Below are 13,550 nucleotides of genomic sequence, written 5' to 3'. Positions count from 1 at the left end.
CCACTTTAGGGCAGCCTCCTTCAGTCCCCCATCGGAAAAGGAAGCGCGTGATATAGGAAATTTCCCTATATCAATGCGGATGTCCCGTCGTTGCCGCATCACGCCGGGTGATGTCCGTCCACCCGCCGAGCAAGCCTCGCAACTCCCCACTGGCGCAGTAAAACGGCACCGTCCATTGATAGATGTCGCGATTACCCTGCTTGAATTGCAGGCGACGTCTGCTGAAGCGGGTTCGGCGGGTTCTCAGCTGAATCATGAACTCCTCATGCAGCATGCCGGCGGTGGCACGCGGCAGGGCATCGACGTCGATCAAGCGACACCCCTGCACCTGCTCAAAGCGGATCGACAACGCCTCTTCGTAGCTTTTGTTACAGAGGATCAGACGCCCTTCCAGGTCGCGAACGAACACCGGGTCAGGCATGGCGTCTATCAGCGCGCGCTGGAAGACCAATTGATCACCGAGTTGGCTTTGCACGTCTCGATGCTGTTTGATCAGCGCCGCCATTCGCCGATGCCATAACAGCGACAACCCACAAAAAGCCCCCACCACACACACACCCCAGTAGCCCAAACGCGACCAGTGTTGCCAGCCCGCAGCAGCTGGTTTCGGCCCGATGCCGCCCAGCCAGTTCAGGCGAATGGCCCGCAGTTCGGAAGCCGGGAACGCTTCAAGCGCCTTGTTCAGGATGCTCAGCAATTGCGGCTGACCCTTGCGCACGGCCAGAAGATCTGCCTCCCATTTTCCCTCCAGCAATTCGCCAACCTTCAGCAATCCCGAGGGATAGAGCTGCGCACCGATTTCGTTTTCGATGGTGGCATAGGCCTCACCGCTTTCGACCAGCGCCCGCGCCTCGGCATAGGTTTTCACCGAACGTAATTCGATGGACGGATAATCGCGTCGGATCACCCCCTCCAGCGCATGCCGACCCGGCAACACCAGCACCCGTTTGGCCAACTGCTCCAGCGATTGCACTCCAGGCTCGCTGGCGCGGCCGACAAATACCCAGCCGGCACCGCCAAAGGCATGACTGAAATCCAGGCTCAACCGGCGCTCATCATTCATCGCCAGGGTCGTGCTCATGTCTGCGGCACCGGTTTCCAGGCGTTCGAGCATCTGCGCGGTGGAAAACGACTCCCGGTAAACGAATTGCAACCCGGTCATGGCGCTGATGCGTTTGAGCACATCATTGTTCAAGCCGCTCCAATGACCATGCTCATCCAGAAACAGGTACAACGGGTACTGCTCCGCCGCCACGATCACCGTCGGGTTATCGCGAACCCATTGCCGCTCGGCTTCACTCAGCACAACGGTGCCGATGTTCAACTGCTCTTCATCATGCGCCAGATGCGCCGCAACGCCCACGCGCCAGCCAACCAACAGGCACAACAGAAAAACCCGCTTCAGGGCGTGTTTCCATCCTCTTTCAAACAGCATTGCCACTTCCTTCGTGATCGACTCACCCGTCCTTCATGGGCGAAAACCCGAGCAGTGTGGCAGCAGAAACAAAAAAGCCCGTCAGGAGACGGGCTTCAAAATGTGACAGCTTTTTCGGCTTACAGCGGCTTGCCGCGGTTGCCGTGCTGGCTGACAAAGGCCTGTACGGCTTTCAGCTCGTTTGGCAGAACGGTGCAGCGCTCGTTTCGCTCAAACAAATCAGAAAGATGTGCAGGCAGTTCGAGAGCTTTTCCTACACCCGCTTTCTCCACGGCATCCGGGAATTTCACCGGATGTGCGGTACCCAGGATCACCATCGGGATGTCCAGACTGCGGCGGCATTCGCGCGCGGCCTTGACGCCGATGGCGGTGTGCGGGTCCAGCACTTCGCCGCATTGCGCGTAGACTTCGGCGATGGTTTCGCAGGTTTGCGCGTCATCCACGGCCAGCGAGTCGAACAGCTTGCGGGCTTCGGTCCAGCGCTCTTGCTCGACGCTGAAACCACCGCCCTGCTTGAACGAATCCATCAGCCCGGCAATCGCCGCTCCGTTACGACCGTGCAGGTCGAACAGCAGCCGTTCGAAGTTCGACGAAACCATGATGTCCATCGACGGCGACAGCGTGGCGTGCAGGGTTTCCTTGACGTACTGGTTGCCGCTCATGAAGCGGTGCAGGATGTCGTTGCGGTTGGTCGCGACGATCAACTGGTTGATCGGCAGGCCCATGTTGCGCGCCAGGTAACCGGCGAAGATGTCGCCGAAGTTGCCGGTCGGCACCGAGAACGCCACCGAACGCGCCGGGCCGCCCAGCTGCAGGGCTGCGTGGAAGTAGTAGACGATCTGGGCCATGATCCGCGCCCAGTTGATCGAGTTCACCGCCACCAGACGCGTGCCCTTGAGGAAGCTCTGGTCGGCGAAGCTGTTCTTGACCATTTCCTGGCAGTCATCGAAGTTGCCTTCGATGGCGATGTTGTGGATGTTCTCGCCGACAATCGTCGTCATCTGCCGACGCTGCACTTCGGACACACGGTTGTGCGGGTGCAGGATGAAGATGTCGACGTTTTCGCAGTGCTTGCAGCCTTCGATGGCGGCCGAACCGGTGTCACCCGAGGTGGCACCGACGATGACCACGCGCTCGCCGCGCTTTTCCAGCACGTAATCGAGCAGACGACCGAGCAGTTGCAGGGCGAAGTCCTTGAACGCCAGGGTCGGGCCGTGGAACAGCTCGAGCACCCACTCGTTGCCGTTGAGCTGACGCAGCGGCGCAACGGCGCTGTGCGAGAACACACCGTAGGTTTCTTCGAGGATCTTTTTGAAATCGGCGTCAGGAATGCTGCCGGTGACAAACGGGCGCATCACGCGGAAGGCCAGCTCGTGATACGGCAGGCCGGCCCAGGAAGCGATTTCTTCCTGGGTGAAACGTGGCAGGTTTTCCGGGACGTACAGACCGCCGTCAGTGGCCAGACCGGCCAGCAGGACGTCTTCGAAATTCAGGGCCGGTGCCTGGCCGCGGGTACTGATGTAACGCATGACTGACTCCAATGGAGAGTGTGCACAACAGTGGCCCCTTTCACGGGGCCATTGCAGGACAACGACTTAGTTCAGGTGCTCGACGCGGATCCGTACAACCGGACCATTCACGCCGGCCAGGGCTTCGAGGGCAGCGATCGCATCGTTGATACGCTGCTCGACCACGCGGTGGGTCAGCAGGATCATCGGTACCAGACCGTCGTGTTCCTCGACTTCCTTCTGCATGATCGACTCGATGTTGATGCCGCGCTCCGAGAGAATGCTCGCCACCTGAGCCAGTACGCCCGGATGGTCCTTGGCCTGGATGCGCAGGTAGTAGGCGCTTTCGCAGGCTTCGATCGGCAGGATCGGATGCGCCGACAGCGAGTCCGGCTGGAAGGCCAGGTGCGGCACGCGGTTTTCCGGATCGGACGTCATGGCGCGAACCACGTCCACCAGGTCGGCGATCACCGACGAAGCGGTCGGCTCCATGCCGGCACCGGCGCCGTAGAACAGGGTCGAACCGGCGGCGTCACCGTTGACCATCACGGCGTTCATCACGCCGTTGACGTTGGCGATCAGACGATCGGCCGGGATCAGCGTCGGGTGTACGCGCAGCTCGATGCCGGCAGCGGTGCTGCGCGCCACACCGAGGTGCTTGATGCGGTAGCCCAGCGCTTCGGCGTAATTCACGTCGGCGGTGGTCAGCTTGGTGATGCCTTCGGTGTAGGCCTTGTCGAATTGCAGCGGAATGCCGAACGCGATGGAGGCCAGAATCGTCAGTTTGTGCGCGGCGTCGATGCCTTCGACGTCGAAGGTCGGATCGGCTTCGGCGTAGCCCAGCGCTTGCGCTTCGGCCAGCACGTCTTCGAAGGTGCGACCCTTCTCGCGCATTTCGGTGAGGATGAAGTTACCGGTGCCGTTGATGATCCCGGCGACCCAGTTGATGCGGTTGGCGGACAGGCCTTCACGGATCGCCTTGATCACCGGAATGCCACCGGCCACGGCCGCTTCGAATGCCACGATCACGCCTTTCTCGCGTGCCTTGGCGAAAATCTCATTACCGTGAACGGCGATCAGTGCCTTGTTCGCGGTGACCACATGCTTGCCATTCTCGATGGCCTTGAGTACCAGCTCGCGGGCAACGGTGTAGCCGCCCATCAGCTCTATGACGATGTCGATCTCAGGGTTCGTGGCCACTTCGAAGACATCGTTGGTAATCGCAATACCGGTCGTCTGGAACTGAGGCTTTGGCGTGCGCATGGCAATTTGTGCCACTTCGATCCCACGCCCGGCACGACGAGCAATTTCCTCGGCGTTGCGCTGAAGTACGTTGAAGGTACCGCCACCGACGGTCCCTAACCCACAGATGCCTACTTTGACCGGATTCACTGTGAACTCCCCATGAAACGGCCGACGCAAGGTCGGCCGGAAAACAACCGCGTGTTCGCGGCTCTCTATTAATGGCCCGGCGATGTTGCTGCCGGACCATGATCGTCAACGGCGGACCGTGACGATGCGAATTACTTGGCGCCCAGCGCCAGTTTGGCGACTTGTGGCGCCGGCTGGTAGCCCGGAATGACCTGTCCGTCGGCCAAAACGATAGCCGGTGTGCCGTTCACGCCAATCGACTGACCCAAAGCGAACTGTTTGGAAACCGGGTTCGCGCACTTGGCGGCCTTGATTTCCTTACCATCGACCATTTTGTCCATGGCGGCTTTCTTGTCGGTCGAGCACCACACGGCTTGCAACTGCTCGTCACCCGGCGAGCCGAGGCCCTGACGCGGGAACGCCACGTAGCGCACTTCGATGCCGCGCTTGTTCAGCTCAGGCACTTCGGCGTGCAGCTTGTGGCAGTACGGGCAGGTGGTGTCGGTGAACACGGTGATGTGCGATTTGGTCTCGCCCACGGCTGGGTAAACCACGGTTTCGGCCACTGGAATGGCATTGATCAGTTTGGAGATGCCCAGGCGTTCGGTCTTCTCGGTCAGGTTGACCGGTTTGCCGTCCTTGAGCTGGAACAGGTAGCCCTGAACGATGTATTGGCCGTCGGCGCTGGCGTACAGCACGCGGCTGCCCTTGAGCTTGACTTCATACATGCCCGGCAACGGGCTGGCGCTGATGCTTTCTACCGGAACCTCGAGTTCGAGTTTTTCCAGGCTTTGACGAATGGCTTTGTCGGCCGCGTCATCGGCGACGGCAAAGGTGCTGACCAACGCAATGGCTGCGGCGGCGAAAATCTGGGTCAGACGCATGAGAACTCCTGAAGGCGGACAAATGAAACGGTCAGAACGCCCGTGCCGGAACACCGGGTCATAACCGTCCATCGTGCAAACCGGCAAAGCCTACCACATAAGGCTCGCATGGCCGAATGCGCCTGACACAAGACACTCAAGGCTGACTGGCACACATTATTGTGGTGAGGGGATTTATCCCCGATGCAGGCGCTGCGGTCGTAAATGGATACTTTGGAATTTTATTGAACGCAAAGTTTTTGGGGCTGCTGCGCAGCCCGTCGGGGATGAATCCCCTCGCCACAGGTAATGACTCCAACATTGAAGGTTGCATCAGCCTCTTGGGTGGTGTTTGGCATGGAGGTCCTGCAAGCGCGCGCGGGCCACATGGGTGTAGATCTGCGTGGTCGACAGATCACTGTGCCCGAGCAACATCTGCACCACCCGCAGATCGGCGCCGTGGTTGAGCAGGTGCGTGGCGAAGGCGTGACGCAAGGTGTGCGGCGACAGCGATTTGCCGATCCCGGCGACCTTGGCCCAATGCTTGATCCGGTGCCAGAAGGTCTGACGGGTCATTTGCTCGCCGCGCTGGCTGGGGAACAGTACATCGCTGGGGCGCCCGCCGAGCAGCTCGCTGCGACCATCGCGCATATAGCGCTCGACCCAGACAATCGCCTCCTCGCCCATCGGCACCAGGCGCTCCTTGCTGCCCTTGCCCATCACCCGCAGCACGCCCTGACGCAGGTTGACCTGCTCCAGCGTCAGGCTGACCAGTTCGGTCACGCGCAGACCACAGGCGTACAGCACCTCAAGCATGGCGCGGTCACGCTGGCCGATGGCTTCGCTCAGATCCGGCGCCTTGAGCAGCGCTTCGACGTCGGCTTCCGACAATGATTTGGGTAAAGGCCGACCGAGTTGCGGCATGTCGACGCGCAAGGTCGGATCGACCGTAATCAGCTTTTCTCGCAGCAGATAGCGATAAAAACCACGCACACCGGAAAGAAATCTGGCGGTGGAACGCGGCTTGTAGTTCTGCTCCAGGCGCCAGGACAGGTGATCGAGGATCAACTCACGACCGGCATTGATCAGCTCGAGGTTTTTCTCTTGCAGCCAGCCGTTGAACAGCGCCAGATCGCTGCGGTAGGCGCCACGGGTGTTGTCGGACAGGCCTTTTTCCAGCCACAGGGCGTCGAGGAATTGGTCAATCAGTGGATGGTCGATGGCAGGCATGGGCGCTCAAGGCACACAACCTCCGGGGCTGTGCGCAAATGTAGAGTGAACTGTAGGAATGGCCGCTAGTCTTTCATAGCCCGCAATTTCAAGGAACAGGGAGCTTCAATGAACGAGCAGCAAATTCTCTTGGCATTTGGCGGGATCGGCGTCGCTGCGTTGGGTTGCCAGTGGCTGGCGTGGCGCCTGAAGCTGCCGGCGATTCTGTTTCTGTTGCTGACCGGGATTCTCGCCGGGCCGGTGCTGGGCTGGCTCGACCCGCAGGAAATGTTCGGCCCGTTGCTGATGCCGCTGGTGTCGCTGGCGGTAGCGTTGATCCTGTTTGAGGGCAGTCTGACCCTGCACCTGTCGGAATGGCGCGAGATCGGCAGCGTCGTGCATCGGCTGGTGACAATCGGCGCGTTCACGACCTGGGTGGTGATTGCCGTCGCCACCCATTTTTTGCTCGGCTTCGACTGGCTGCTGGCGATCCTGTTCGGCAGCCTGACGCTGGTGACCGGCCCGACGGTGATCGTGCCGATGCTGCGGGTGGTGCGGCCGAAAGCCTCGATCGCCAACATCCTGCGCTGGGAAGGCATCGTCATCGACCCGATCGGCGCCCTGCTCGCGGTGGTGGTCTACAGCTTCATCATCGCCCGCTCCGAGGGCAACGGCCTCGAACAGAGCCTGTTGACCTTCGGCGGCGTGATTGTCTGCGGCAGCGTATTCGGGGTGGTCGGCGGCTGGGTGCTGGGCACCATCATCCGGCGCCAGTGGTTGCCGGAATACCTGCATAACCTCGCCTCGCTGGCGGCGGTGTTGGGGATCTTCATTGCATCCAACCAGGTGATGCACGAGTCCGGCCTGCTCGCGGTGACGCTGATGGGCATGTGGCTGGCGAACATGAAGGGCGTGGATGTGCGGCACATCCTGCACTTCAAGGAAAACCTCAGCGTGCTGCTGATTTCCGGGTTGTTCATTCTGCTGGCGGCGCGGCTGGACCTGCATGCTTTGATCGGCCTCGGGCCGTTGGTGCTGATTCTGCTGCTGGTGATTCAACTGATCGCGCGCCCGCTGAACGTGCTGTTGAGCACTGCCGGCTCCAGCCTGAGCTGGCGTGAACGCGCCCTGCTGTGCTGGATCGCCCCGCGCGGGATCGTGGCGGCGGCGGTGTCGGCGATTTTCGCGATTCGTCTGGATCAAGCCGGGCACGAAGGTGCGCTGCTGCTGGTGCCGCTGACTTTCGCGGTGATCATCGGCACCGTGGTGCTGCAAAGCGCAACCGCTCGGCCACTTGCACGCTTGCTGAACGTCGCTGAACCGGCGCCGAGCGGCTTCCTGATCGTCGGCGCCAACGGCCCGGCGCGGTTGCTGGGCAAGTCATTGCAGCAACTGGGCAGCCGCGTACTGTTGACCGATTCGAGCTGGGAGAATATTCGTGCGGCGCGCATGGAGGGTTTGCCGACGTACTTTGGTAACCCGGCTTCGCAGCATGCCGATGCGCATCTGGATCTGGTCGGGCTGGGGCATCTGCTGGCGCTATCGCCGTCGGGCGAACTGAACACCCTGGCGGCGATGCGTTTTCGACACGACTTTGGTCATCAACGCCTGTTTGGTCTGGCCAGTGGTCAGGAAAGTCGTCGCAGTGACAAGCATCGGGCAAGCCTGGAACATCGCGGCAATCAGCTGGGGAGCGAGGCGCTGACCTACGCCAAGCTGGCCAGCCTGATCAGCAACGGCGCCGAGGTGTACAGCACGACGCTGACGGACGGTTTCGGTTGGGAGGATTACCAGGCATTGCATGGCAATCGGGCGACGCTGCTGTTCATGCGCGATGACAGTGGCTGGGTGCATGTGGTGACGCCGGAGACTGCTTTGAAACCGGGATCCGGGTGGACGTTGCTGGCGTTGATCCAGCCTGAGAGCAGCGGCGCCTGATCTGACGAATTCGCGAGCAAGCCCGCTCCCACAGTGTCCGTGTCGTACATAAACGTTGTAGACGACACAAAACCTGTGGGAGCGGGCTTGCTCGCGAAGGCCGCGACTCGGTTCCGGATCAGGCAGGAAATCCGGGCAGCACCGGCACCGGCCGCTTGTCATCGTCGATGGCCACAAAGCTGAATTGCCCATGGATCGCCTTCTCGCGGCCATCGCAACTCATGCTCTCAACAAATACTTCCACCTCGACCTTGAGGCTGGTGTTACCCACTTTGATCACCCTGCCCACCAGTTCGACGATGGAGCCGGCCGGGATCGCGTGATTGAAGTCGATGCGGTCGGTGGACACGGTCACCAGCGGCAAACGGCAGAAACGCGTAGCGGTGATGAACGACACTTCATCCATCCACGCCAGCGCGGTGCCGCCGAACAGGGTGTGTGTGGTGGTTGGTGGTCGGCGGGAAGACGGCTTTGGTCACGCGGGTCACCGAGAGTTCGGTGCGGCGTTCGATTTCCTGGTCACGGGTGGTCATGGTTCTGGCCTGAAACAAAAATGCTGTGGATAAATTGCAGGCAACAAAAAAGCAGCCCGTAGGCTGCTTTTTTCTGCATCGGAAGCTGGACTTAAGCCAGTTTTTCCTTGATGCGAGCTGCTTTACCCGACAGGTCGCGCAGGTAGTACAGCTTGGCTTTACGTACGTCACCGCGACGTTTAACAGCCATGCTGTCGATCTGCGGGGAGTAGGTCTGGAAAGTACGTTCTACGCCAACACCGTTGGAGATTTTACGAACGGTGAACGCACTGTTCACGCCGCGGTTACGCTTGGCGATGACAACGCCTTCGAACGCTTGCAGACGGGAACGATCGCCTTCCTTCACTTTCACCTGAACGACAATGGTGTCGCCTGGGGCAAAGGTAGGGATTTCTTTGGTCATCTGCTCTGCTTCGAGTGCAAGGATGATTTTGTTGGTCATGCTGTGCTCCTAAGGTAAATCAACTGATCTACCATCGATACGTTGTTAACTATCGTCCCGCTCGCGGATGTATTCCTCGAGCAGCTTCTTCTCTTCTCCAGAAAGCGAGCGGCTTTCCAGAAGATCGGCGCGTCGTTCATAGGTCCTACCAAGGGACTGCTGTAAACGCCAACGCCGGATATGCGCGTGATTGCCACTTAGCAACACGTCGGGAACACGCTGATCCGCATACACCTCAGGTCGGGTGTAGTGCGGGCAATCCAGCAGACCATCCGTAAAGGAATCTTCCTCAGCGGAATCCGCATGCCCTAAAGCTCCGGGCAGCAGTCGTGTAACCGCATCGATCATGACCATGGCCGGCAGCTCGCCGCCAGACAGTACATAGTCACCAATCGACCACTCTTCATCGACATGAGCCTCAATAAAGCGCTCGTCAATGCCTTCATAGCGGCCGGCAATCAGGATCAATGCATCCGATTTTGCCAACTCGCGTACCGCCGACTGAGTCAGTTGACGGCCTTGGGGGGACAGGTAAATCACCTTCGCCGCCTCCCCGGCTGCTGCCTTGGCCTGAACCAGAGCATCTTCCAGGGGCTTGATCTTCATCACCATGCCCGGACCACCGCCAAACGGGCGATCGTCCACAGTGTGATGCCGATCCGTCGTGTAATCCCGCGGATTCCAACAGGTCAGCTGCAACAGCCCCTGTTTGACCGCACGACTGGTAATGCCGTACTCACTGATGGCCGAGAACATCTCGGGGAACAGCGTAATGACGTCTACGCGCAGGCTGGCCATTGCTTAGAAGTCCGCGTCCCATTCCACCCGCATCACGCCTGCATCCAGGTCGATTGCCAGCACGCATTGCTCCGTATAGGGCAACAACCGCTCGCGATCATCCAGGCTGCCCGCGCAGGGCTTGACCACCAATACATCGTTCGCGCCGGTCTCCAACAGGTGATCAACCTTGCCGAACAATTGCTCGTCCTGGTTGATGACGCTCAGACCCTGCAACTGGTACCAGTAGTACTCGTCGCCTGTCAGGTTGGGCAAAAGGCTTCGCGAGATGCAAATCTCATAACCGCTCAGAAGACGGGCTTCATCGCGATCGTCGAGGCCTTTGAGCTTGGCAACCAGATCCTTTTGAGTGGATCGGCCGCTGACCAGCTCGACCTGTTTCACCACGCCTTCGCGCCGAAGCGTCCAGTTGCGGTAGTCCAACAGGTTTTCAATCGGATCGGTAAAGGAAAAGACCTTCACCTCGCCGCGAACGCCGTGAACCGAAAAAATCTTGCCGACAACGATCAGGTCATCAGCTTTTTCTGGCGTCGCGCTCATACTGCTCAGGCTGCAGCCTTGGCAGATTCCTTCAGCAACTGAGCAACACGCTCAGATGGCTGTGCACCAACGCTCAGCCAGTAGGCTACGCGCTCTTGGTTCACGGACAGACGGATTTCCTGACCACGGGCAACAGGGTTGAAGAAGCCAACCTGTTCTTTGTGGGAGCCGTCACGCGGGTTACGCGAGTCGGTTACGGTCAGGTGGTAAAACGGGCGCTTTTTGGAGCCGCCAAGGGCAAGACGGATTGTTAGCATGTGAACATCGTTCCTGTAGTCGGTGCTGCAAATCTAAATGCACAGCGGGCATGGGTGCCCGAAAGGCCGCATATTCTAAGGAATATCCGGACTTTTGCAAATGACTTTTTCCGGCGCCTATGGCATGCCGTGCGGATTTGCATATAGAGCCGTCGATGAAAACGGCCAGTCAGCTCCCGCCGAGTGCGGGTTTGCTGTTGATCCTGCGTCCTTGCAGGGTCTGCGCCGGTGCGACGACCGGCGAAGTCTTGGTGTCCTGAATCACATTTTCGGCATGCCGCCGCCGGGCAACATACCGCCCATGCCGCGCATCATTTTCGCCATGCCGCCTTTGGCGGTGAATTTCTTCATCATCTTCTGCATCTGCTTGTGCTGCTTGATCAAGCGACCGATGTCCTGCACCTGAGTGCCGGAACCCATGGCGATCCGGCGCTTGCGCGAACCGCTGATCAGCTCAGGGTCGCGGCGCTCGGCCGGCGTCATGGAGTTGATGATGGCTTCCATCTGTTTGAACTGCTTCTCTGCAGCATTCTGGGCATTGCCCATTTGCGACAGGTTGACACCGCCGATGCTCGGCAGCTTGTCCATTAGTCCGCCGAGGCCGCCCATGTTCTTCATTTGTTGCAGCTGATCGCGGAAGTCTTCGAGGTCGAAGCCCTTGCCCTTCTTCAGCTTCTTGGCCAGTTTATCGGCCTTGTCCTTGTCGAGGGTCGCTTCGGCCTGTTCGATCAGGCTGAGCACGTCGCCCATGCCGAGGATCCGCGAAGCAATACGCTCAGGGTGGAACGGATCGAGCGTTTCGCTCTTCTCGCCCATACCGATGAACTTGATCGGCTTGCCAGTGATTGCGCGAACCGACAACGCGGCACCGCCACGGGCATCACCGTCGACCTTGGTCAGGATCACACCGGTCAGCGGCAGCGCATCACCGAAGGCCTTGGCCGTGTTGGCGGCGTCCTGACCGGTCATGGCGTCGACCACGAACAGCGTTTCGACCGGGTTGATCGCGGCGTGCAGCGCCTTGATCTCGCCCATCATCTCTTCGTCGATGTGCAGACGACCGGCGGTGTCGACGATGACCACGTCGATGAATTTCAGTTTGGCTTCTTTAATAGCTGCGGTGGCGATGTCCACCGGCTTCTGGCTCAGGTCGGACGGGAAGAACGTCACGCCGATGTCGTTGGCCAGGGTTTCCAGCTGTTTAATAGCCGCAGGACGGTAAACGTCCGCCGACACGACCATCACCGACTTCTTCTTGCGCTCTTTAAGGAAGCGCGCCAGTTTGCCGGCCGTGGTGGTTTTACCGGCACCCTGCAGACCAGCCATCAGAATGACCGCTGGCGGCACGGCGCTCAGGTTCAGGTCTTCGTTGGCCGCGCCCATCAGGCTTTCGAGTTCGGCCTGGACGATCTTCACGAACGCCTGGCCCGGCGTCAGGCTGCGCGACACCTCGGTGCCGACAGCGCGCTCCTTGACCGAATTGACGAAGTCCTTGACCACCGGCAGGGCGACGTCGGCTTCGAGCAACGCCATGCGCACTTCGCGCAGGGTGTCTTTGATATTGTCTTCAGTCAGCTTCGCCTTGCCGGTGACATGGCGCAGCGTCTGCGAGAGACGGTCGGTTAAGTTTTCAAACATTGCGCGATCCTTTCAGGCCCTGTGTAGACCGGGATAATGGCGGCCCAGACCGGATTCAACATGTGCTCGGCGAGCCTGCGGCGTGGGCAGGTCGCGGATTATAGCGAAGACTGCGTCGGGCGGACACCTCGCACTTTCGTGGTGTGGCGGTTCTATGCCAAACTCAGCGCCTTTCGGGCCTGCCTAACAGGATTTATGCTCCCCTTGTCACCCAGTTTGCTGACTACCATCGCCGCCGCGCTTCTTTATGCCGCTGCGACCCTTTATCAGGGCACCCGCCTGGCCTCCGGCGCCAAGGCGAACAAGCGCCTGCTGGTTACGCTCGGCATCCTCGCCGTGCTCGCCCACAGCGCCAGCCTGCTCACTCACCTGCTGACGCCGATCGGCCTGGGCCTGGACTTCTTCAGCGCCGCCAGCCTGATCGCCGCGGCTGTCATCGCCCTGACGCTACTGGCCTGCTCGCGGATCCCGGTTGAAAACCTGCTGGTGCTGCTGTTCCCGCTCGGCGCGGCCACGGTGTTGCTGGCGCAGTTCGCCCCGGCCGGCACGGTGCAGATCATCGACGAAGAGCCGGGCATCCTCGCCCACATCCTGCTGTCGATCCTCGCCTACGGCATGTTCACCATCGCGGTGTTCCAGGCCTTGTTGCTGCTGGTGCAGGATCACCAGCTCAAGCACAAGCACCCGTCGGGCCTGATCAAGAACTTCCCGCCGCTGCAAACCATGGAAAGCCTGTTGTTCGGCTTCCTCTGGGCCGGCTGGACGCTGCTGTCGCTGTCGCTGATCTCCGGCTGGCTGTTCGTCGAGAACCTGTTCGCCCAGCATCTGGTGCACAAGACCTTGCTGGCGTGCCTGGCCTGGATCGTGTTCAGCGTGCTGCTGTGGGGCCGCAATCGCCTCGGCTGGCGTGGCCACAAGGCGATTCGCTGGACCCTCGCCGGTTTCTGCCTGCTGATGTTGGCGTATTTCGGCAGCAAACTGGTTCGTGAATACATCCTGCACATCTGACGGGCGGCAT

Annotated in this window: 12 protein-coding genes and 1 pseudogene; 2 read left to right on the top strand and 11 right to left on the bottom strand. The window is 60.2% G+C overall.

Annotated elements, in window-relative coordinates; genetic code table 11:
- Positions 1-70: 70 nt before the first annotated feature.
- From E3Z29_RS07870 to xerD, 5 genes are all read right to left on the bottom strand, one after another.
- Positions 71-1,435 (bottom strand): transporter substrate-binding domain-containing protein, encoded by a 1,365-nt coding sequence (locus tag E3Z29_RS07870; RefSeq protein WP_134785510.1) that lies wholly within the window; start codon positions 1,433-1,435, stop codon positions 71-73.
- 119 nt (positions 1,436-1,554) lie between these two features.
- Positions 1,555-2,964 carry a threonine synthase gene (gene thrC, locus E3Z29_RS07865; protein WP_027610971.1) on the bottom strand — a complete coding sequence of 470 codons (1,410 nt, stop codon included), beginning with the start codon at positions 2,962-2,964 and terminating at the stop codon, positions 1,555-1,557.
- Positions 2,965-3,030: 66 nt separating this feature from the next.
- Positions 3,031-4,335 (bottom strand): homoserine dehydrogenase, encoded by a 1,305-nt coding sequence (locus E3Z29_RS07860; protein ID WP_007908972.1) that lies wholly within the window; start codon positions 4,333-4,335, stop codon positions 3,031-3,033.
- A gap of 131 nt (positions 4,336-4,466) precedes the next feature.
- Entirely contained in the window at positions 4,467-5,198 is a 732-nt protein-coding gene (gene dsbC, locus E3Z29_RS07855; RefSeq protein ID WP_007967782.1) for a bifunctional protein-disulfide isomerase/oxidoreductase DsbC, read from the bottom strand.
- Between the two features lie 312 nt (positions 5,199-5,510).
- Positions 5,511-6,407, bottom strand: coding sequence for a site-specific tyrosine recombinase XerD (gene xerD / locus E3Z29_RS07850; protein WP_007967784.1), 897 nt, complete (start codon positions 6,405-6,407; stop codon positions 5,511-5,513).
- 108 nt (positions 6,408-6,515) lie between these two features.
- Between xerD and E3Z29_RS07845 the strand changes: the two genes are divergently transcribed.
- Positions 6,516-8,324, top strand: a complete 1,809-nt coding sequence (locus E3Z29_RS07845) for a sodium:proton antiporter (RefSeq protein WP_098967382.1) — start codon at positions 6,516-6,518, stop codon at positions 8,322-8,324.
- 118 nt (positions 8,325-8,442) lie between these two features.
- On the opposite strand, the pseudogene E3Z29_RS07840 reads toward E3Z29_RS07845, so the two are convergent.
- The 6 genes and pseudogenes from E3Z29_RS07840 to ffh all read right to left on the bottom strand — a co-directional run bounded on the left by E3Z29_RS07840 (position 8,443) and on the right by ffh (position 12,532).
- Positions 8,443-8,857, bottom strand: a pseudogene (locus tag E3Z29_RS07840) (acyl-CoA thioesterase).
- A 91-nt stretch (positions 8,858-8,948) separates the two neighbouring features.
- Positions 8,949-9,299, bottom strand: coding sequence for a 50S ribosomal protein L19 (gene rplS / locus E3Z29_RS07835; protein WP_003175895.1), 351 nt, complete (start codon positions 9,297-9,299; stop codon positions 8,949-8,951).
- Positions 9,300-9,344: 45 nt separating this feature from the next.
- Positions 9,345-10,097 (bottom strand): tRNA (guanosine(37)-N1)-methyltransferase TrmD, encoded by a 753-nt coding sequence (gene trmD / locus E3Z29_RS07830; RefSeq protein ID WP_003221981.1) that lies wholly within the window; start codon positions 10,095-10,097, stop codon positions 9,345-9,347.
- A 3-nt stretch (positions 10,098-10,100) separates the two neighbouring features.
- The gene (rimM, locus tag E3Z29_RS07825; RefSeq protein ID WP_003221979.1) at positions 10,101-10,637 is read right to left on the bottom strand and encodes a ribosome maturation factor RimM; all 537 of its coding nucleotides are present in this window, start codon (positions 10,635-10,637) and stop codon (positions 10,101-10,103) included.
- 5 nt (positions 10,638-10,642) lie between these two features.
- Complete coding sequence (gene rpsP / locus E3Z29_RS07820) at positions 10,643-10,894, bottom strand: 30S ribosomal protein S16 (RefSeq protein WP_003185073.1); 252 nt, start codon at positions 10,892-10,894, stop codon at positions 10,643-10,645.
- Positions 10,895-11,155: 261 nt separating this feature from the next.
- A complete protein-coding gene (ffh, locus tag E3Z29_RS07815) occupies positions 11,156-12,532 on the bottom strand; it encodes a signal recognition particle protein (RefSeq protein ID WP_134785509.1) in 1,377 nt (458 codons plus the stop codon).
- 195 nt (positions 12,533-12,727) lie between these two features.
- Between ffh and E3Z29_RS07810 the strand changes: the two genes are divergently transcribed.
- Positions 12,728-13,540 (top strand): inner membrane protein YpjD, encoded by an 813-nt coding sequence (locus E3Z29_RS07810; protein WP_027610969.1) that lies wholly within the window; start codon positions 12,728-12,730, stop codon positions 13,538-13,540.
- The last annotated feature ends 10 nt before the right edge of the window (positions 13,541-13,550 follow it).

The organism is Pseudomonas sp. S150, assembly GCF_004526365.1.
In the GTDB taxonomy this organism is placed as follows: Bacteria; Pseudomonadota; Gammaproteobacteria; order Pseudomonadales; family Pseudomonadaceae; genus Aquipseudomonas; species Aquipseudomonas putida_A.
Note: the sequence above shows the minus strand (reverse complement) of the source record. Positions and strands in the feature narration are given on the sequence as shown.

Coding starts and splice junctions, on each gene's coding strand:
- E3Z29_RS07845 (WP_098967382.1), top strand. CDS start 6,516: ATGAACGAGCAGCAAATTCTCTTGGCATTTGGCGGGATCGGCGTCGCT.
- xerD (WP_007967784.1), bottom strand. CDS start 6,407: ATGCCTGCCATCGACCATCCACTGATTGACCAATTCCTCGACGCCCTG.
- dsbC (WP_007967782.1), bottom strand. CDS start 5,198: ATGCGTCTGACCCAGATTTTCGCCGCCGCAGCCATTGCGTTGGTCAGC.
- rpsP (WP_003185073.1), bottom strand. CDS start 10,894: ATGCTAACAATCCGTCTTGCCCTTGGCGGCTCCAAAAAGCGCCCGTTT.
- trmD (WP_003221981.1), bottom strand. CDS start 10,097: ATGGCCAGCCTGCGCGTAGACGTCATTACGCTGTTCCCCGAGATGTTC.
- thrC (WP_027610971.1), bottom strand. CDS start 2,964: ATGCGTTACATCAGTACCCGCGGCCAGGCACCGGCCCTGAATTTCGAA.
- rimM (WP_003221979.1), bottom strand. CDS start 10,637: ATGAGCGCGACGCCAGAAAAAGCTGATGACCTGATCGTTGTCGGCAAG.
- E3Z29_RS07870 (WP_134785510.1), bottom strand. CDS start 1,435: ATGCTGTTTGAAAGAGGATGGAAACACGCCCTGAAGCGGGTTTTTCTG.
- E3Z29_RS07810 (WP_027610969.1), top strand. CDS start 12,728: ATGCTCCCCTTGTCACCCAGTTTGCTGACTACCATCGCCGCCGCGCTT.
- rplS (WP_003175895.1), bottom strand. CDS start 9,299: ATGACCAACAAAATCATCCTTGCACTCGAAGCAGAGCAGATGACCAAA.
- ffh (WP_134785509.1), bottom strand. CDS start 12,532: ATGTTTGAAAACTTAACCGACCGTCTCTCGCAGACGCTGCGCCATGTC.